The sequence below is a fragment of the Variovorax sp. RKNM96 genome (genome assembly GCF_017161115.1).
In the GTDB taxonomy this organism is placed as follows: domain Bacteria; phylum Pseudomonadota; class Gammaproteobacteria; order Burkholderiales; family Burkholderiaceae_C; genus Variovorax.
In genome coordinates, this window is sequence record NZ_CP046508.1 from 491,144 (window position 1) to 509,161 (window position 18,018).

Below are 18,018 nucleotides of genomic sequence, written 5' to 3' on the forward strand. Positions count from 1 at the left end.
GCCGATCTGGGTGAACAGGGCCCCGAGCGAGGTGGCCGCCCCCGGAGGGACGGTGACCCACCCAAGACCGGTTCGAAATCATCCGAAGCAAAAACTGAACTGAATTGAAGGAAATCCAAATGACCGCCTCGAAGATCCTCTCCGCCGTTGCTGTTGCCCTGATGGCTGTTGCCGGTGCCGCCCACGCTGAAAGCTATGACGGCGTGCATCAACTGACCTCGGCCGCCAGCCGCGCAGATGTTGCCGGTCAAGCCGTGGCCGCTGCACACAGCGCCAACCCGTACGCCACCGGCGCCAACGCAGGTCCTGCGCAAGTGTTCGTCTCGTCGACCAGCCGCGCTGCCGTCCGTTCGGAAGCCGTTGCCGCCGCACACAGCGCCGACCCGTACGCCGAAGGCGCATCGGCTGGCGTGGCTCCGCTGGTCGCCAGCACCGTGGACCGCAATGCCGTCCGCGCCGCAGCCCGCGCTGCCGCTCGCGGCGACGCACTGCCGCTGTAATTCACAGCGCGCGTCAGCGTTGAAAGCCGGCCATGCGAACGCATGGGCCGGCTTTTTCTTTGCCCGAAATGTCCTCATGACACCCTCAGAGTGCCTTCGTAACATGGCCTGATATGGAACCCCTGACCTTCGACCCCCGCCAGACCGCCCTCATCTCCATCGACCTGCAGCGCAGCAACGTCGGCCGCCCGCTGGCGCCGCACGCGGCGGCGGACGTGGTTCGACGAAGCACGCGCATCGCCGATGCGCTGCGCGCGGCCGGTGGCACCGTGGTGTGGGTGCGCGTCGATCTGGCCGGACTTCAGAGCCTGCCCTCGGACACGCCGCTGCGCACGCCCGGATCGCCCGTGCCGCCACCCGAGTTCTCCGAACTGGTGCCCGAAGTGCAGGTGCAGGACGGCGATGTACGGATCACCAAGCGCCAATGGGGCGCGTTCTACGGCACGGACCTCGACCTGCAACTGCGCCGCCGCGGCATCCGCACGCTGGTGATGAGCGGCATTGCGACCAACTTCGGCGTCGAATCGACGGCGCGCGCGGCCTTCGACCGCGGCTATGAGCTGGTGTTCGTGGAAGACGCGATGACTTCGCTGGCCGCGGAGCCGCACGCCTTCGCGGTCAAGGAACTGTTCCCGCGCATGGGCCGCGTGCGCTCGACCGACGAATTCCTTGCCGCCATCGCCGGCAGGAACTGAAGCTCAACGCGCGGCCAGCCGCAGGCCGGCGACGACGAAGGGCGCGCTGTTCGGCGCGGCCGTCTCGCGCAGTTCGACGGTCCACTGCGAGGGCGCGTCATCGGGCGTGGGGCGCGCGCAAAGCTCGCACGCATAGAGCACCCGGCCGGCGCGCGTCGTGTCGTCGCGCACGGCAATCGCCTCGTCGCAGCACTCGTCCGCCACGGTCCAGCGGCCATCGGCTTCGCTGCGCACCGACCGCCGCATCAGCCGCACGGCGATGCGCTCCGGCGCCACCGTTCGCTCGCCGCCCTGCGCCTCGGGCACGGTCGCCAGCAGGCGCACGTCGAACGGCTCCCCGATGCGAAAACCTTCGCCGCGCTCCAGCGACATGCCGCCCAATGCCACGCGCACGCGGCGCCGTTCGCGCAAGCTGGTGACGACGAAGACCACCGTCAGCACCGAGAACATCGCAAACACCGGCAGGCCGACCGCCATCCAGAGCCACTGCCACCCGCCGGCCAGCGCCCAGGTCATCGCGTTGAAGCCGAAGACTGCGAAGAAGGCGAGCACCGCCAGCGCCACGAACCACGCCGTCCAGTCGCCGACCGATCTGCGCACGCGCTCGGTGGCCTGCGGCGCTTCGGACGTCCATTCGGCAGGCAGCGTTTCATCGACGGGCGGCAAGCCGGCCGTTCGCGGATCGGGCCATGGCGTCCAGAAACTGCCCGTCGTGTGTTCCAGCGCGATCCATTGGAGATCGGTCCAGGCCGGTAGGTAGGCGGTGGCGGTTTCCTCGCCTTCCATCCGCAGCGTGGTGCCTTTGGCGCCATCGGGCGTCGCCTCCTCGAAGCCGCGCGGGTATACGCCAAGCGCCCGGTGCATCAGCCGCTCCTGCAGGTCGACGATCAGCGTGTCGCCGCCGAGCTCCACCGCCTGGTAGCGGCCATCGGGCGAGGCGCACCCGTACCCGGGCGCGTGTCCGGACAGATGAGCGATCAGTGCAACGGACGGGTGGGGACGGGGCATGGGAGAAGCCACCGAGCATAGCCACGCAGCCCGAAGCTCCAGGCGGCACCACGCCGGTGCGTCCCTCGGCCGAAAGTTCACGCCGGCTGGCCGTGTGGCGGGCGGCGAGGGGGCCAAAAGGCGCATTGCCTTGCCGCAGCGCATCAATCATGATGGCGGCGCGGAAGGGATGAGCTCCCGACTTCATGCTTTCGCATTACTGCGCCACCGTGGTGCGGACACGCGAAAATACGACGACGTTTCCGCCAGGAAAAATGAAAGCATGACCCGTCGCCAGTGACGCGACAACCCAACACGCATGGCTCTAACTCTAGCCCCTGAAGATACGCGCGGACGCATTCACGATCTGGTGTGGTGCGGCTTCTATCCCGATGCCGATGTCGAGTGGATGATCACCGACGAGTACCTCGACCCCGACGAGCTCACGAGCGAAGACAGGGCCTGGGTCAAGGCCGAGGTGGCCAGCATCTGTGCGGCCAAGCACGCGGCTGAGGCCGAGTGGCCGGCAGAGACCGAGTACGACCGGCTCGAAGCCGTGTTCGCCCAGCTGCGCAGCGAGAAGGTTATTGCCCTGCACCGCGCCGGGAACACGCTCTCCGATGGCCACGACGACGTGCGCGAGCATTGGCGTGCGGCGGGCCGGCTGGCCTCGGGCATTCGGGGCTGCTGCTTCTATCACTCGCAGGACCTGGACACGGCGGTGCGCACCGGCCGGCTGCACCTGGCATTCAGCGGCGGGATGATTCCCGAGATCGAGCAGCGCGAGGCCAACACCGTGGTGATCGGCCACCGCATCGTCGAACTGCTGCGCGCGGCCGGCTTCCAGGCGCACTGGAGCGGCAACATCAACGAGCGCATCGAAGCCGACCTCGGCCAATGGCGCAAGCGAGGCCCCTCGGTGTGAGCGTGCGGGCCTGGCAGCCGCCGCGCCGCATCGATGCCATCGATTTCTGGCTGCGCTCCGGGCTGCTGGCCAGCGCCCACGCGCTGCGCGAGGCGCTGCGGCCTTCAGCCCGGCGCTGGCATGGCGATGCCCATGCACTGGCCGACGCCCCGGTGCTCGCGCAGTACCGCACCCCGCTGTGGTCCGACGGACGCGCGGACGAATTCCCTCTCGTGGCCGGCAAGGTGCAGAACCTGCGCGTGGCGCGCCGCGCCTTCGACGCCATCGAGGTGCCGGCCGGCGAACTGCTGAGCTTCTGGCGCCAGCTGGGCCGGCCGAGCGCTTCGCGCGGCTTCGTGCAGGGCCGCGAGTTGCGCGGCGGCTGCGTGGTGCCGACGCTGGCCGGGGGCCTCTGCCAACTCTCGAATGCGCTTGCCACCGTGGCGGCCCGCGCCGGGCTCGAACTGGTGGAGCGCCACGGGCACACGGCGCGCATCGAACAGGCCGCCGATGCGGCGGGCGATGCCGTGGATGCGACAGTGTTCTGGAACTACGTCGATCTGAAGCTGCGCGCGAAGCACGCGTGGCGGCTCGAGGTCGAGCTGACCTCCGACGAGCTGGTGCTGCGCATCCGCGCGCGCTCGCCGCTCGCGATGCCCGCTGTGCCGATGGCGCTGCGACGGGCGGGCGAAGAGGGCGCCAGCACTGCGCCGCCACTGCCACTGCCGCTGGCGCGTGGCTGCCTCAGCTGCGACCAGACGGCCTGCTTCCGGCACCGCTCGCTCCCTGCCGTGGCGCAACAGGGGCGCACGACCGTCCTGCGCGATGCGTGGACACCCGAGTTCGCGCGCTATCTCGGCGAACACCATGCCGGCGCCGACCGCATGCAGCCGGTGCCGCTGCGGCTCGCGTTCTGGCGCACCGGGCCGGCCACGGGCTGGCAGCGGGAAGCCGTCGCGGATGGCGCGGCCTCCATTCAGTTGCCGTGGTGGGCCAGCCTGCGCCGCACCGTGTGGCAGCGACTCTGGGCGCGGCACGCGGGTCGGCGGCAGGGCAGCCTGATCGACGGGCAGCGCTGGCTGGCGCTGGCCTTTGCCGCACGCCTGAAGCCCGAGCACACGCAACTCGTGATCGACCAGGCGCTGCTGCCGCATCTGCAGCAGCTCGGCGCGCTCGACGGCCGCCGCATCACGGTGCTGGCCAGCGCCTTGCCGATGGCGGAGATCGAACGCCGGCTCGATGCGGCCGCACGACGCTGGCCCGACGACGCCACGCTGCGCGACTTTCGTGCGGACGCCGCGCTTGTGCAGGCGGAGGCCGCGGCGTTGGCGCGGGCCGCCATGGTGGTCACGCCGCATGCCGAAATTGCGGCGCATCTGGCCGCGATGGCGCCGCGGGCGGCATCGTTGCGGCTCGACTGGGTGCTGCCTGCCGCTCGCGGCGTCGATGCCATCGATCCTGCAGGCGCTGCGCCACCGCTGATCGTCTTCGCCGCGAGTGCGCTCGCGCGAAAGGGCGCGCGCGAACTGGCCGCGTCGCTGCAAGACTGGCCGTGCCGCCTGCGCGTGCTCGGATCGCCGTCGGACGATGCGCAGCTCTGGCGCGGCATCGGCAGCGTCGAGCACATGCACTGGCGAGGCGACGGGTTGAACGGCGCCCGTGTGGTGGTGCTGCCCGCGCACATCGAGCACGCACCGCGCGCGCTGCTGCGCGCCCTGGCGGCCGGCCTGCCGGTGGTGGCATCGAGCGCCTGCGGCCTCGCCGGACTGCCCGGCGTGCGCGAAGTGACGGCGGGCGATGTGGAGGGACTGCGCGCGGCATTGAAGAATGCCTGCGACGCGGACGACGACAACAAGAACGACGAAAGCGCTTCATGACCATCGATCTCCAGACGCTCAAGTGCGGCGAATGCGGCAGCAGCGTGCTCAAGCGCACCGGCCTCAACGAATACACCTGCGACCACTGCGGCTCGGTCACGCTGGTGGAGGACAACGTTTCCGACCGGCTTGAACGCGTGCTGAACCAGGTCAAGAACGAAGCGGGCCGACAACTCGCGGCCGAGGAGGCGCTGCGGCAGAAGCTGATGCTGCGCAAGGTCGGCATCGGCATTGCCGTCGTGCTGGCCGTGGTGCTGGTGGTGCGCATCGCCGGGCTGCTGGTCGAATCGCGCCGGCCCGCCGATGCGCGGCCCGTGGTGGCCGCCATCGTCGACCGCACCATCCCGGTGGACGGCCTGAAGCTGGGCGAGCCGCGGCAGGTGCTGGTGGGCAGCGGCAGTTCGGCGCAGCCCAAGCTCCTGGTGGTGGCGCGCAACGAGACCGGCAAGCCGCTGTCGCGTGCGGGCATCCGGGCGACCTACTACGACGGCGACAGCAAGGTCGACGAGCGCACCGAGACGTTGCCGATCTTCGTGCTGGAGCCGGGCGAGAGCGCGCCCACGCTGATCGACATGCCGAACGGAAAGAACGTCACGCGGCAGACGCTGCAGGTGCAGAAGCTCGCCGAGCCCTACAACGCGGTCGAGGGGCCGCGCATGACCTTCTCGCGCGTGCGCCTGGTGCAGCAGGGCGATCGCGTGCGGCTGGTGGGGCGCATCGACAACACGCGCAAGGACGCGGCCATCGTCGGCGGCATCGACGTGCTCGCCACGCTGTACGACGACGCCGGACAGGTGATCGGCTTCGGCCATGGCTATGCGCAGGCGAGCGAACTCAAGCCCGGCGCGCAGACCTCGGTGGACGTGAGCGTCGCCCGCTTCGGCCGCGCGGCGGCGATCGCGGCCTGGGACTACCGCATCGGCTACAACACCGTCGACGCCTCGGGCTCGCGCACGCCGGTGCTCAATGCCGACCGGGTGATCCGCACCGCGGCCGGGCCGGAGAGCTTCAACCCCGACCTGCGCCTGGGCACCGAGGATCTGCTGGCCGAGGACAGCGAGCGCTTCGATCCGAAGGATCTCGAATTGCTGCCGCTGGTCGATGGGCGCAACAACATCCAGCAGCGCCTCTTTCTCGGCGAGTTGGTCAACCGCAGCACCGACGCGATCGTGCTCGCGCCGGGCGGCGTGATCTCGCGCTTCAGCGGCAGCAAGGCGCATGGCACGACGAACATCACGGGCCTGGCATACCTTTACCCGGGCGAGCGCTTCCCGATCTTCCTGGAGCCGGAGGACATGGAGCGCTTCACCTCGACCCGCATCGAATGGAAGCCGATGCGCCGCGCCGCGTTGCCGGGGCCGCGCAAGCCGCTCGAAGTGAAGGTGACCGGCACCAAGGCGGAGCTGGGTAGCGTGCTGCTCAACTTCAGCCAGCGCTTCACCTACAAGAGCGTGGAGGTCACGGGCAGCGTGAAAAACCCGGGCACGGCCATCATCGGCAAGGTGCGGCTGTGGGTGAGCCTGCGCGACCGCAACGGGCAGCTCACCGGCTTCAAGCTGGTGGAGAACCTGCCGGCCATCGCGCCGGGCGAGAGCGTGCCGTTCCAGGTGAACGTGGAGCAGAACGGCCGCGATTTCGCGAGCGTGACCACGCTATATCAAACCGAATAGCCCCTCCCGCGGCGGCGTTGGACGGATCGCGCCATGATGGCGCCCATGATTCCGTTCTCGATCCTCGACCTTTCCCCCATCACCGAGGGCAGCGACGCCGCGCAGTCGTTCCGCAACTCGCTCTCGCTGGCGCAGCACGGCGAAAAGCTCGGCTACACGCGCTACTGGCTCGCCGAGCACCACGGCATGCCGGGCATCGCGAGTGCGGCGACGGCGGTGCTGCTGTCGTACATCGGGGCGGGCACCTCGTCGATCCGCATCGGCGCCGGCGGCGTGATGCTGCCGAACCACTCGCCGCTGGTGATCGCCGAGCAGTTCGGCACGCTGGCGTCGCTGTACCCGGGGCGCATCGACCTGGGGCTCGGGCGGGCGCCGGGTTCCGACCAGCGCACGGCGCGCGCGCTGCGCCGGAATCTCGAATCGGACGCCGACCAGTTCCCGCAGGACGTGGTCGAGCTGATGGATTTCATGTCCAAGACGCCGCAGCAGCCGGTGCGCGCCGTTCCCGGCGAGGGGCTGGAGGTGCCGGTGTGGATCCTCGGCTCCAGCACCTTCGGCGCGCAGCTGGCGGCGCACCTGGGCCTGCCCTATGCGTTTGCCTCGCACTTCGCGCCGCAGCAGATCATGCAGGCCATCCAGATCTACCGCGAGACCTTCAAGCCTTCGGCGCAGTTGAAGAAGCCGTACGTGATGCTGGGCTTCAACGTGTTCACGGCCGACACCGACGAGGAAGCCGAATTTCGCGCCACCTCGTGGCAGCAGGCCTTCGTCAACCTGCGCAGCGGCCGCCCCGGCCGCCTGCCGCCGCCGGTGGAGAATTACCGCCAGAAGGTCGGGCCGGCGGAGAACGCGCTGCTCGACTCGGTGCTGTCGTGCTCGGCGGTCGGTTCGGTCGAGACGGTGCGCAAGGGCGTGGAGGCTTTCGTGGCTCGTACCGGGGCGGACGAGCTGATGATCACCTCGCAGGTCTTCGACCACGCGGCGCGGCTGCGCTCCTACGAGCTGCTGGCCGGCATCCGCTAGGGGCGCCAAGGGCCCATTTCCCCCACGCCGGAAGCCGCTACCCCAGGGCTGGGACAATGGCGGGCTTATGGCAAAGCAACGGATCGTGGTCGGACTGAGCGGCGGAGTGGACTCCGCCGTCACCGCGCACCTGCTCAAGCAGCAGGGGCACGAGGTGGTCGGCATCTTCATGAAGAACTGGGAAGACGACGACGACAGCGAATACTGCTCGTCGAACATCGACTTCATCGACGCCGCCAGCGTGGCCGACGTGCTGGGCATCGAGATCGAGCACGTCAACTTCGCCGCCGACTACAAGGACCGCGTGTTCGCCGAGTTCCTGCGCGAATACAAGGCCGGCCGCACGCCGAACCCCGATGTGCTGTGCAACGCCGAGATCAAGTTCAAGGCTTTTCTCGACCATGCGATGCGCCTGGGCGCCGAGAAGATCGCCACGGGGCACTACGCGCGGGTGCGGCACAACGAAGTGACCGGCAAGCATGAACTGCTCAAGGGGCTCGATCCGTCGAAGGACCAGAGCTACTTCCTGCACCGCCTGAACCAGGCGCAGCTCTCGAAGACGCTGTTCCCGGTCGGCGAACTGCACAAGACCGAGGTGCGCCGCATCGCCGAGGAAATCGGCCTGCCCAATGCGAAGAAGAAGGACTCGACCGGCATCTGCTTCATCGGCGAGCGGCCGTTCCGCGACTTCCTGAACCGCTACATCTCCAAGGAGCCGGGCCCGATCAAGGACGACCGCGGCCGCAAGCTCGGCGAGCACCAGGGCTTGAGCTTCTACACGCTGGGGCAGCGGCAGGGGCTGGGCATCGGTGGCGTCAAGGAGAAAGGCGCGCAGCGCGGATCGGGCGACCATTCGCCGTGGTTCGTGGCGCGCAAGGACGTCGAGAAGAACACGCTCTGGGTGGTGCAGGGGCACGACCATCCCTGGCTGCTGTCGTCGGCCTTGAACGCGGACGATGCGAGCTGGGTGTCGGGCGAGGCGCCCGCAGCGGGCAGCTACGGCTCGAAGGCGCGCTACCGGCAGGCCGATGCGGGCTGCGAACTTTCCGATGGCGCGAATGGCGCCTTCAGCCTGCGCTTCGGCGCGCCGCAATGGGCCGTGACGCCGGGGCAGTCGGCCGTGCTCTACGACGGCGAGCGCTGCCTGGGGGGCGGCGTCATCGTTTGAGCGGCGGGGCCCGCACCGATTCATCGATGTGGACCAGGTCGAGCGAATGGCGCTGGCCGGCCAGGTAGTCTTCGACGCACTGCAGCAGCAATGGGCTGCGATGCCGTGCCACGCTGGCGCGGATTTCATCGGGCGTCATCCACAGCGTGCGCACGATGCCCTCGTCAAGCGCGCGGCCCTCCTCCTTGGCGCCGAGCACGCCGGCGAAGGCGAAGCGCATGTAGGTCACGTCTTCCCCCTGCTCGGCCTCTGGACGCGAACGCGCCATATAGATGCCGATGAGCGCGGTGGGGGTGAAGTGGTGGGCGGTTTCCTCGAGCGTCTCGCGGATGCACCCTTCGGCCGGCGATTCGCCGCGATCAAGATGGCCCGCGGGCGTATTGAGCATGAGGCCGTCGGCGGTGTGCTCCTCGACCAGCAGGAAGCGACCGTCCTGCTCGATCACCGCGGCGACGGTGACGTTGGGCTTCCAGCGCGCGGCCATGGCTGGCTAGCGCAGCACGTAGCCGCTGAAGCGCCAGGTCCGGTCGCGGTCGAGATGGAAGCTCACGAGTTCGCGCAGGGTGCCGTCGGGCTTGTTGGCGAAGCGGGTCTCGTATTCGACGCTGACGTACTGGCCGGCCGTGTCCGCATCTGCGTCGGCGACGACCTGGCGGTTGACCGCTACCCAGATGCGCTGTTGGGGCGAGCCGAGCGATGCGCGGCTCTTGGCGACCTGACCTGTGAAATCGGCGCGGGTCACGCGTTTGCGGGCGGCCGGTGTGGCGCCGTCCCAGAGTTCGCCGGCCTTGCCCTGGTCGATCATCTGGATCGCCTGCATGCCGCCGCGCACCATGTCGCTGGGCTCGACGATGTCCTGCGCGGCCGCCAAGCCGGTGAAGCAGCTCCAGAGCAGCGTGGCGGAGAGCAGCAGTCGGGTCATGCGATTCATCGTCTCAATCCTTGTTGCGGGGACGCGGTTGGGAGACTGTAGCTTCCCGGAGATACCCGGCCTGTAGCGTGGGCGCCATGGCGCCCACGTGCGCCGGTGCTATCGCGAGGCGGTTGCGGGCAGGGTGTTCGCCTCGATCGTTTCGAGCCGGTAGCCCAGTCCGTAGATGGCCAGCAGCAGGAAGCCGTTCGCGGGGCGAAGGTCGAGCTTGGTCCGCAGGCGCGACACGTGGGTGTCGAGCGAGCGCGAGAGCGCCTCGACGCCCAGCCCCCACACCGCTTCGTGCAGGTGTTCGCGCGAGAGCAGGCGCCCCAGGTTCTGGAACAGGAACAGCGCCAGTTCGTACTCGCGGTTCTTCAGTTCGACCGGCTTGCCCCGCACCTTCAGCAGGCGCGAAGGGGGGTAGAAGTGGTAGGGGCCGAAAACCAGTTCGGACTCGTGCTTCGCGGGATAGGAGCGGCGCAGCAGCGCGTTGACGCGCGCCTCCAGCTCACCGGCCCGGATGGGCTTGGCCATGAAGTCGTCGGCACCGCTGTTGAGGGCTTCGACCATGTCGGCCTCGTCGCGCCTGTCGGTCACGAAGAGGATGGGCAATCGGCTCTTGAGTTCGTGCCGGATGGCCTTGACCACGTCGAGCCCCTTGATATCAGGAAGGCTCCAATCGAGGATCAGCAGGTCGAAGGTCTGCCTGCGCAAGGACTGCAGCAGCGTTTTTCCTTCGGTGTACATGTGGGACTCGTGCCCGAGTCCCGTCATGGTGTGGTTGATCAACTTGAGCTGTTCCGCCCCGTTGTCCAGTACGGCAATACGCATTCCATCCCCTTTTCCTCCCTTCGCCAGCCTCAGTGAGCGGGCGATTGGTCAGAAGTGTATCTATCTGCGTCTGACGTAAGAAATGGAGATTGCAACTAATGCACGCTAATTGCGTTTTTCGAGTGAAAGCTAAATATAGTTAACTACAGTTAAATACAAATGCTGTTATTCAAAGCATCACCATTGATGCGTTGGCGCTGATCCATGGGTTCTTGATCGAGGTCAAGAAGCCGATCCGGGGCTTCGGGCGAGACTGCCGGCTCCGACCGGCAAATACCCGAAGCTGCTATAAATTAGATAGCTATATCGATAGCATGCATGGGGCTTGGCAAGCAAATTCATTGCGACATTCTTGCGACACGAGCAACTGTAATCTTGCTGTAAGCTCTGCCCGCATTCCGTGCTGCCCCCTTCCCCTGAGGAGATCTCTATGCTGATAGGCGTGCCTGCCGAAACCGCGGCTGGCGAAACCCGAGTGGCCGTGACACCCGAAACGGTGAAGAAACTGGTCGCTTCCGGGCACATCGTTCGTATTCAGTCGGGGGCCGGCGTCGCAGCCAGCGTCACCGATGCGGCCTACCAGACCGCCGGCGCGGAAATCACCGACCAGGCGGGCGCGTTGTCCGCCGACATGGTGCTCAAGGTGCGCACGCCCAGCGATGCCGAGGCTGGGCTGATGAAGTCCGGCGCCGTCGTCATCGGCATGCTCAATCCGTTCGATGCCGCGGGCCTGCAGCGCCTGGCGTCGGCCGGCGTGACCGGCTTCGCCCTCGAAGCCGCGCCGCGCACCACCCGCGCCCAGAGCATGGACGTGCTCTCCTCCCAAGCCAACATCGCCGGCTACAAGGCCGTGATGATCGCGGCCGACCGCTACCAGCGCTTCTTCCCGATGCTCATGACGGCGGCCGGCACCGTGAAGGCAGCACGCGTCGTCATCCTCGGCGTCGGCGTGGCCGGCCTGCAGGCGATCGCCACGGCCAAGCGCCTGGGCGCCGTGATCGAAGCCTCCGACGTTCGCCCGAGCGTCAAGGAGCAGATCGAATCGCTCGGCGGCAAGTTCATCGAGGTGTCGTACGACACCGATGAAGAAAAGGAAGCCGCCGTCGGCGTTGGCGGCTACGCCAAGCCGATGCCCCCGAGCTGGCTCGCGCGCCAGCAGGTCGAGGTCGCCAAGCGCGTGGCGCTGGCCGACATCGTCATCAGCACCGCACTCATCCCCGGTCGCGCCGCGCCGACGCTCATCACCGAGGACATGGTCAAGGCCATGAAGCCCGGCTCGGTGATCGTCGACATCGCCGCCGGCAAGGGGCCTGACGGCGTGGGCGGCAACTGCCCGCTGTCGGAAGCCGACAAGACGGTCGTGAAGCACGGCGTGACCATCGTCGGCGAGACCAACCTGGCGGCGCTCGTGGCGGCCGATGCATCGGCGCTCTATGCGCGCAATGTGCTCGACTTCCTGAAGCTCATCGTCACCAAGGAAGGTGCGCTCAAGATCGACCTCGAAGACGACATCGTCGCCGCCTGCCGCGTCACGCAGGACGGCCAGGTCACGAAGAAATAAGCGAACACGCGAGGAGAAGAGCCCATGGATCCCGTTTCCCACACAGTCATCAACCTGATCATCTTCGTGCTGGCCATCTACGTGGGCTACCACGTGGTCTGGACCGTCACGCCCGCGCTGCACACGCCGCTGATGGCCGTGACCAACGCGATCTCGGCGATCGTGATCGTGGGCGCCATGCTGGCGGCCGCGCTCACCACCACGCCGCTGGGCAAGACCATGGGCGTGCTCGCGGTGGCCCTGGCCGCGGTGAACGTCTTCGGCGGCTTCCTCGTCACGCGGCGGATGCTGGAGATGTTCAAGAAGAAAGAAAAGAAGGCCGCTCCCAAGGCAGAAGAAGGAGCCGCCAAGTGAGCATGAACCTCGTCACGCTGCTGTACCTCGTTGCCAGCGTCTGCTTCATCCAGGCCTTGAAGGGCCTGTCCCATCCCACCACCTCGATCCGCGGCAACATCTTCGGCATGACCGGCATGGCGATCGCCGTGCTCACGACCATCGCGCTGATCCACGGACAGGCGCGCTCGCTCAACGTCGACTTCGGCACGGGCCTCGCATGGGTGCTGGCGGCCGTGGTGGTCGGCGGCGGCCTGGGTGCCTTCATGGCCAACAAGGTCGAGATGACCAAGATGCCCGAGCTGGTCGCCTTCATGCACAGCATGATCGGCCTGGCCGCGGTCTTCATCGGCGTGGCCGCGGTGGCCGAGCCCTGGGCCTTCGGCATCACCGCCGCGCCCGTGGCCGCGCTCATCGGCGCGCAGACGCCGGACGGCGCCGTCATCCTCGACGGCTTCGTGCGCTACGCCATTCCCGCCGGCAACCGGCTCGAACTGTTCCTGGGTGCGGCCATCGGCGCCATCACCTTCAGCGGCTCGGTCATCGCCTTCGGCAAGCTCTCGGGCAAGTACAAGTTCCGCCTGTTCCAGGGCGCGCCGGTGCAGTTCTCGGGCCAGCACATGCTCAACCTCGTGCTGGGCCTCCTGACCGTCGCGCTGGGCCTGGTGTTCGTCTTCACCGAAAGCTGGTCCGCGTTCTTCGCGATGCTGGCGCTGGCCTTCGTGATGGGCGTGCTCATCATCATCCCGATCGGCGGCGCGGACATGCCGGTGGTGGTGTCGATGCTCAACAGCTACTCGGGCTGGGCGGCCGCGGGCATCGGCTTCAGCCTGAACAACGCGATGCTGATCGTGGCCGGTTCGCTGGTGGGTTCCTCGGGCGCGATCCTGAGCTACATCATGTGCAAGGCCATGAACCGCTCGTTCTTCAACGTGATCCTGGGCGGCTTCGGCGGCGAGGCGACCACGGCCGGCGGCGCGGCCAAGGAGCAGCGCCCGGTGAAGACCGGCAGCGCCGACGATGCGGCCTTCGTGCTCGGCAATGCCGAGACGGTGGTGATCGTGCCGGGCTACGGCCTGGCCGTGGCACGCGCACAGCACGCGGTGAAAGAGCTCGCCGCCAAGCTCACCGAGAAGGGCATCATCGTCAAGTACGCCATTCACCCGGTGGCGGGCCGCATGCCGGGCCACATGAACGTGCTGTTGGCCGAGGCCGAGGTGCCCTACGACCAGGTGTTCGAGATGGAAGACATCAACGGCGAGTTCGGCCAGGTCGATGTGGCGATCATCCTGGGCGCCAACGACGTGGTGAACCCGGCCGCGCACACCAAGGGCAGCCCGATCTACGGCATGCCGATCCTGGAAGCCTACAAGGCCAAGACCGTCATCGTGAACAAGCGCTCCATGGCGGCGGGCTATGCGGGCCTGGACAACGAACTCTTCTACATGGACAAGACCATGATGGTTTTTGGGGATGCGAAGAAAGTAGTGGAAGATATGGGCAAGGCCATCGAATAGGCCGGCGATCCGGGCCCGCCGCAAGGCGGGCTAGGGCCTGCTAATGCCATGCAAGGGGTCGCGAAGCTCGCCACAGCCCGCCCCTCAAGGCGCGTGACGCCGCGTGTGCGTCCGCACACGCAAGGAGCGCAACGCCGAGGGGCGGGCTGTGGCGAGCTTCCCTCCGGGTTGCTTCGCAAAGGGGCCGTCTGCGGCGTTGCCCGTGCTTGCAAGGCATCAGCCTTGCTGCGCCCGGGCGCCTTGCAGCCAGCCCCTTTGCGAAGCAACGCGACCCCTTGCATGGCATTAGCAGGCCCTATCATCGCGGCGCCATTCGAGCGCCGTTTTCGTTTCAGTTACCCGCAAGTTCCAAGACCTGGAGGAGACACATCCATGACCGACCGCCCCTGGCTCAGCAGCTATCCGCAAGGCGTGCCCGCCGACATCGACGCTTCGCACTATTCCTCGCTGGTCGGCCTCATGGAAGAGAGCTTCACCAAGTACGCCGACCGCACCGCCTACAGCTTCATGGGCAAGGACGTGAGCTACGCGGAGACCGACAAGCAGAGCAAGGCCTTCGCCGCGTACCTCCAGGGCCTGGGCCTGGTCAAGGGCGATCGCGTGGCCGCGATGATGCCCAACTGCCCGCAGTACCCGATCGCGGTGGCGGCCATCCTTCGCGCGGGGCTGATCCTGGTGAACGTGAACCCGCTCTACACGCCGCGCGAACTGGAGCACCAGCTCAAGGACTCGGGCGCCAAGGCCATCGTGATCATGGAGAACTTCGGCACCACGCTGCAGCAATGCATCGCGGCCACGCCGATCAAGCACATCGTGCTCACCTCGATGGGCGACCGCCTCGGTTTCCTCAAGGGCGCGCTGGTCAACTACGTGGTGCGCAACGTCAAGAAGATGGTGCCGGCCTTCAACCTGCCCGGTGCCGTGCGCTTCAACGATGCGCTCGACAAGGGCGCGAGCCGCACACTGCAGGCGCCGGCCATCGGCCCCGACGACGTGGCCGTGCTGCAGTACACCGGCGGCACCACCGGCGTCTCGAAGGGTGCGGTGCTGCTGCATCGCAACGTGATCGCCAACGTGCTGCAGTCCGAGGCCTGGAACGAACCCGTGATGGTGCAGGTGCCGGCCGGTGAGCAGCCCACCAGCGTGTGCGCGCTGCCGCTGTATCACATCTTCGCGTTCACGGTCGGCATGATGCTGAACATGCGCACGGGCGGCAAGCTGATCCTGATCCCGAATCCGCGCGACCTCGCAGGCGTGCTGAAGGAGCTCTCGAAGCACACGATCCACAGCTTCCCGGCGGTCAACACGCTCTTCAACGGCCTCGCGAACCATCCCGATTTCAACACCGTCAACTGGAAGAACCTCAAGGTCTCGGTGGGCGGCGGCATGGCGGTGCAGGCCGCGGTCGCGAAACTCTGGCTCGAGAAAACGGGTTGCCCGATCTGCGAAGGCTACGGCCTCTCCGAGACCTCGCCGTCGACCACCTGCAACCCCACGAACAGCAAGGCCTATACCGGCACCATCGGCCTGCCGCTGCCGGGCACCTGGCTCAAGCTTCTGGACGACGACGGCAACGAAGTGCCGATGGGCCAGCCGGGCGAGATCGCCATCAAGGGTCCGCAGGTGATGGCCGGCTACTGGCAGCGCCCCGACGAGACCGCCAAGGTCATGACGCCCGACGGCTACTTCAAGAGCGGCGACATCGGCGTGGTCGACGAGCGCGGCTACTTCAAGGTGGTGGATCGCAAGAAGGACATGATCCTGGTGTCGGGCTTCAACGTGTACCCGAACGAGATCGAAGACGTCGTTGCACAGATTCCGGGCGTGCTCGAATGCGCGGCGGTGGGCGTGGTCGACGACAAGACCGGTGAAGCGGTGAAGCTCGTGATCGTGAAGAAGGACGAGTCGCTCACCGAGGCGCAGGTGCGCGAATACTGTAGAGCAAACCTTACGGGTTACAAGCAGCCGCGAATCGTAGAGTTTCGTACGGACCTGCCGAAAACGCCGGTTGGAAAAATCCTCCGCCGCGAACTGCGCGACGCCAAGAAGTAAGGGTTCGGCCCGGGTAGGGCCACGGCATCGATCTTGCATATTCGCGGGTCGATGTTCAGATTCATATTGACCCGCGTGAGCCTGCTGGTGCCGACCTTCATCGGCATGACGCTGCTGGCCTTCTTCCTCATCCGGCTCGTGCCGGGCGACCCCATTGAAACCATGGCCGGCGAACGCGGGATCGATCCCGCGCGCCATGCCGAGCTGCGCACCGCCTACGGCTTCGACAAGCCGATCCTCGTGCAGTACGGCATCTACATCGGCCGCGTGCTGCATGGCGACCTCGGCAAGTCGATCATCACGCAGGACAAGGTGATGAGCGAGTTCCTCGCGCTCTTTCCGGCCACGGTCGAGCTTGGCGTCTGCGCGATTCTTTTCGCGCTGCTGCTGGGCTTGCCCGCCGGCATCCTCGCGGCGGTGCGGCGCAATTCCATCTTCGACCACGGCGTGATGGCCACGTCGCTCACCGGCTACTCGATGCCCATCTTCTGGTGGGGGCTGCTGCTGATCCTGTTCTTCTCGGTGCAGCTCGGATGGACGCCCGTTTCCGGGCGCATCGCGGTGCAGTACTTCATCGAGCCCGAGACCGGCTTCCTGTTGATCGACTCGCTGCGCGCCGGCGACACCGACGCCTTCTGGTCGGCGCTGCACCACCTGATTCTTCCGGCCATCGTGCTGGGCACCGTGCCGCTCGCGGTGATCGCGCGCATGACGCGCTCGGCCATGCTCGAAGTGCTCGGCGAGGACTACATCCGCACCGCGCGCGCCAAGGGTCTTTCGCGCTTTCGCGTGGTGGGCCTGCATGCGCTTCGCAATGCGTTGATCCCGGTCGTCACGGTCATCGGGTTGCAGGTGGGCGTGCTCTTCACCGGCGCGATCCTCACCGAGACGATTTTTTCCTGGCCCGGTGTCGGCAAGTGGCTCATCGAGGCCATCGGCCGACGCGACTATCCGGTGCTGCAGGGCGGCATGCTGCTGCTCGGCGGCATCGTGATGCTGGTCAATCTTCTGGTCGACGTGGCTTACGGCGTCATCAATCCCCGCATTCGACGCTGATGAACACGACTTCGAACCCCACCATTCCGACGACCGGCGCCAACACCGCGCCGCCCGGCCCCTGGCGCGAATTCTGGACCGCCTTCTCGGCGAACCGCGGCGCGGTCATCGGGCTCGTGACCATCGTCGTGCTCTTGCTCGTCGCGCTGTTCGCGCCGTGGATCGCACCGCACGCGCCCAACGAAACCAACAGCGCCGTCTTCCTGCAGCCGCCCGCGTGGCAGCAGGGCGGAACGTGGAGCTACCTGCTGGGCACCGATGCCATCGGCCGCGACATTCTTTCGCGGCTCATGTACGGCGCGCGGCTTTCTCTGTCGATCGGCGTCGCCGTGGTGGCGCTGTCGGTCGTGGCCGGCGTGGTGCTCGGGCTCATCGCGGGATTTTTCCGCGGCGTGCTCGAGATCGCGATCATGCGGCTCATGGACATCGTGCTCACGCTGCCGAGCTTGCTGCTGGCCATCGTGATCGTCGCGATCCTCGGCCCGGGGCTCGTCAACGCGATGCTCGCGGTGGCCATCGTGGTGCTGCCGCATTACGTGCGCATCACGCGCGCGGCCGTCATCGCCGAGGTCTCGCGCGACTACGTGACCGCGGCCCGTGTGAGCGGTGCCGGCACGCTGCGCCTGATGTTCCGCGAGGTGCTGCCCAACTGCGCGGCACCGCTGATCGTGCAGGCCTCGCTCGGCATTTCCACCGCCATCCTCGATGCGGCGGCGCTCGGGTTCCTCGGCCTCGGCGCGCAGCCGCCATCGCCCGAGTGGGGAACGATGCTGGCCGATGCGCGCGAGTTCGTGCTGCGCGCGTGGTGGGTCGTGACCTTCCCGGGTCTCGCGATCCTCGCGGCCGTGCTGGCTTTCAATCTGCTGGGCGACGGCTTGCGCGATGCGCTCGACCCGAAGCTCAAGCGCTGAATCAACGCAAAGGAGAGAAA

Annotated in this window: 17 protein-coding genes; 13 read left to right on the forward strand and 4 right to left on the reverse strand. The window is 67.3% G+C overall.

Annotated features, from left to right (window positions below; all coding sequences use genetic code 11):
- The first annotated feature begins 119 nt into the window (after positions 1–119).
- Complete coding sequence (locus tag GNX71_RS02290) at positions 120–500, forward strand: helicase SNF2 (protein WP_206176830.1); 381 nt, start codon at positions 120–122, stop codon at positions 498–500.
- 113 nt (positions 501–613) lie between these two features.
- Positions 614–1,195: an isochorismatase family protein gene (locus GNX71_RS02295; protein WP_206176831.1), complete on the forward strand. Its 582-nt coding sequence runs from the start codon at positions 614–616 to the stop codon at positions 1,193–1,195.
- 3 nt (positions 1,196–1,198) lie between these two features.
- Here the strand turns inward: GNX71_RS02295 and GNX71_RS02300 are convergent, their stop codons facing one another.
- Positions 1,199–2,203 (reverse strand): hypothetical protein, encoded by a 1,005-nt coding sequence (locus tag GNX71_RS02300; RefSeq protein ID WP_241027136.1) that lies wholly within the window; start codon positions 2,201–2,203, stop codon positions 1,199–1,201.
- A gap of 298 nt (positions 2,204–2,501) precedes the next feature.
- Here GNX71_RS02300 and GNX71_RS02305 point away from each other — a divergent pair, with 298 nt between their 5' ends.
- The 5 genes from GNX71_RS02305 (at position 2,502) to mnmA (ending at position 8,824) form a co-directional block, all read left to right on the forward strand.
- A complete protein-coding gene (locus GNX71_RS02305; RefSeq protein WP_206176832.1) occupies positions 2,502–3,107 on the forward strand; it encodes a hypothetical protein in 606 nt (201 codons plus the stop codon).
- Positions 3,080–4,963: a VanW family protein gene (locus GNX71_RS02310; protein WP_206176833.1), complete on the forward strand. Its 1,884-nt coding sequence runs from the start codon at positions 3,080–3,082 to the stop codon at positions 4,961–4,963. The genes GNX71_RS02305 and GNX71_RS02310 overlap by 28 nt, the downstream gene beginning before the upstream one ends.
- Positions 4,960–6,633 carry an FxLYD domain-containing protein gene (locus tag GNX71_RS02315; RefSeq protein WP_206176834.1) on the forward strand — a complete coding sequence of 558 codons (1,674 nt, stop codon included), beginning with the start codon at positions 4,960–4,962 and terminating at the stop codon, positions 6,631–6,633. The genes GNX71_RS02310 and GNX71_RS02315 overlap by 4 nt, the downstream gene beginning before the upstream one ends.
- Before the next feature lie 45 nt (positions 6,634–6,678).
- Positions 6,679–7,656, forward strand: a complete 978-nt coding sequence (locus tag GNX71_RS02320; RefSeq protein ID WP_206179320.1) for an LLM class flavin-dependent oxidoreductase — start codon at positions 6,679–6,681, stop codon at positions 7,654–7,656.
- Between the two features lie 67 nt (positions 7,657–7,723).
- Positions 7,724–8,824, forward strand: coding sequence for a tRNA 2-thiouridine(34) synthase MnmA (gene mnmA, locus GNX71_RS02325; protein WP_206176835.1), 1,101 nt, complete (start codon positions 7,724–7,726; stop codon positions 8,822–8,824).
- Here mnmA and GNX71_RS02330 read toward each other — a convergent pair.
- From GNX71_RS02330 to GNX71_RS02340, 3 genes are all read right to left on the reverse strand, one after another.
- Positions 8,814–9,308 (reverse strand): NUDIX hydrolase, encoded by a 495-nt coding sequence (locus GNX71_RS02330; protein ID WP_206176836.1) that lies wholly within the window; start codon positions 9,306–9,308, stop codon positions 8,814–8,816. The two genes, mnmA and GNX71_RS02330, sit on opposite strands and share 11 nt — an antisense overlap.
- Positions 9,309–9,314: 6 nt before the next feature.
- Positions 9,315–9,755, reverse strand: a complete 441-nt coding sequence (locus tag GNX71_RS02335) for a DUF4019 domain-containing protein (protein ID WP_206176837.1) — start codon at positions 9,753–9,755, stop codon at positions 9,315–9,317.
- Positions 9,756–9,854: 99 nt separating this feature from the next.
- Positions 9,855–10,568, reverse strand: a complete 714-nt coding sequence (locus GNX71_RS02340) for a response regulator transcription factor (RefSeq protein ID WP_206176838.1) — start codon at positions 10,566–10,568, stop codon at positions 9,855–9,857.
- 430 nt (positions 10,569–10,998) lie between these two features.
- Between GNX71_RS02340 and GNX71_RS02345 the strand changes: the two genes are divergently transcribed.
- From GNX71_RS02345 to GNX71_RS02370, 6 genes are all read left to right on the forward strand, one after another.
- Positions 10,999–12,129, forward strand: coding sequence for a Re/Si-specific NAD(P)(+) transhydrogenase subunit alpha (locus tag GNX71_RS02345; protein ID WP_206176839.1), 1,131 nt, complete (start codon positions 10,999–11,001; stop codon positions 12,127–12,129).
- A gap of 24 nt (positions 12,130–12,153) precedes the next feature.
- Complete coding sequence (locus tag GNX71_RS02350) at positions 12,154–12,483, forward strand: NAD(P) transhydrogenase subunit alpha (protein WP_206176840.1); 330 nt, start codon at positions 12,154–12,156, stop codon at positions 12,481–12,483.
- A complete protein-coding gene (locus GNX71_RS02355) occupies positions 12,480–13,979 on the forward strand; it encodes an NAD(P)(+) transhydrogenase (Re/Si-specific) subunit beta (protein WP_206176841.1) in 1,500 nt (499 codons plus the stop codon). Before GNX71_RS02350 ends, GNX71_RS02355 begins: the two co-directional genes overlap by 4 nt.
- A 372-nt stretch (positions 13,980–14,351) precedes the next feature.
- A complete protein-coding gene (locus GNX71_RS02360; protein ID WP_206176842.1) occupies positions 14,352–16,031 on the forward strand; it encodes a long-chain-fatty-acid--CoA ligase in 1,680 nt (559 codons plus the stop codon).
- Positions 16,032–16,082: 51 nt separating this feature from the next.
- Positions 16,083–17,087, forward strand: a complete 1,005-nt coding sequence (locus GNX71_RS02365; RefSeq protein ID WP_176660758.1) for an ABC transporter permease subunit — start codon at positions 16,083–16,085, stop codon at positions 17,085–17,087.
- Positions 17,087–17,998: an ABC transporter permease subunit gene (locus GNX71_RS02370; protein ID WP_206176843.1), complete on the forward strand. Its 912-nt coding sequence runs from the start codon at positions 17,087–17,089 to the stop codon at positions 17,996–17,998. The genes GNX71_RS02365 and GNX71_RS02370 overlap by 1 nt, the downstream gene beginning before the upstream one ends.
- The last annotated feature ends 20 nt before the right edge of the window (positions 17,999–18,018 follow it).

What these genes read in the sequence shown, in the direction of transcription:
- GNX71_RS02350 (WP_206176840.1), top strand. Translation starts at nt 12,154, where the DNA reads ATGGATCCCGTTTCCCACACAGTCATCAACCTGATCATCTTCGTGCTG.
- GNX71_RS02310 (WP_206176833.1), top strand. Translation starts at nt 3,080, where the DNA reads ATGGCGCAAGCGAGGCCCCTCGGTGTGAGCGTGCGGGCCTGGCAGCCG.
- GNX71_RS02330 (WP_206176836.1), bottom strand. Translation starts at nt 9,308, where the DNA reads ATGGCCGCGCGCTGGAAGCCCAACGTCACCGTCGCCGCGGTGATCGAG.
- GNX71_RS02360 (WP_206176842.1), top strand. Translation starts at nt 14,352, where the DNA reads ATGACCGACCGCCCCTGGCTCAGCAGCTATCCGCAAGGCGTGCCCGCC.
- GNX71_RS02370 (WP_206176843.1), top strand. Translation starts at nt 17,087, where the DNA reads ATGAACACGACTTCGAACCCCACCATTCCGACGACCGGCGCCAACACC.
- GNX71_RS02295 (WP_206176831.1), top strand. Translation starts at nt 614, where the DNA reads ATGGAACCCCTGACCTTCGACCCCCGCCAGACCGCCCTCATCTCCATC.
- GNX71_RS02345 (WP_206176839.1), top strand. Translation starts at nt 10,999, where the DNA reads ATGCTGATAGGCGTGCCTGCCGAAACCGCGGCTGGCGAAACCCGAGTG.
- GNX71_RS02340 (WP_206176838.1), bottom strand. Translation starts at nt 10,568, where the DNA reads ATGCGTATTGCCGTACTGGACAACGGGGCGGAACAGCTCAAGTTGATC.
- GNX71_RS02315 (WP_206176834.1), top strand. Translation starts at nt 4,960, where the DNA reads ATGACCATCGATCTCCAGACGCTCAAGTGCGGCGAATGCGGCAGCAGC.
- GNX71_RS02300 (WP_241027136.1), bottom strand. Translation starts at nt 2,203, where the DNA reads ATGCCCCGTCCCCACCCGTCCGTTGCACTGATCGCTCATCTGTCCGGA.
- GNX71_RS02335 (WP_206176837.1), bottom strand. Translation starts at nt 9,755, where the DNA reads ATGAATCGCATGACCCGACTGCTGCTCTCCGCCACGCTGCTCTGGAGC.
- GNX71_RS02305 (WP_206176832.1), top strand. Translation starts at nt 2,502, where the DNA reads ATGGCTCTAACTCTAGCCCCTGAAGATACGCGCGGACGCATTCACGAT.
- GNX71_RS02320 (WP_206179320.1), top strand. Translation starts at nt 6,679, where the DNA reads ATGATTCCGTTCTCGATCCTCGACCTTTCCCCCATCACCGAGGGCAGC.
- GNX71_RS02365 (WP_176660758.1), top strand. Translation starts at nt 16,083, where the DNA reads ATGTTCAGATTCATATTGACCCGCGTGAGCCTGCTGGTGCCGACCTTC.
- GNX71_RS02290 (WP_206176830.1), top strand. Translation starts at nt 120, where the DNA reads ATGACCGCCTCGAAGATCCTCTCCGCCGTTGCTGTTGCCCTGATGGCT.
- mnmA (WP_206176835.1), top strand. Translation starts at nt 7,724, where the DNA reads ATGGCAAAGCAACGGATCGTGGTCGGACTGAGCGGCGGAGTGGACTCC.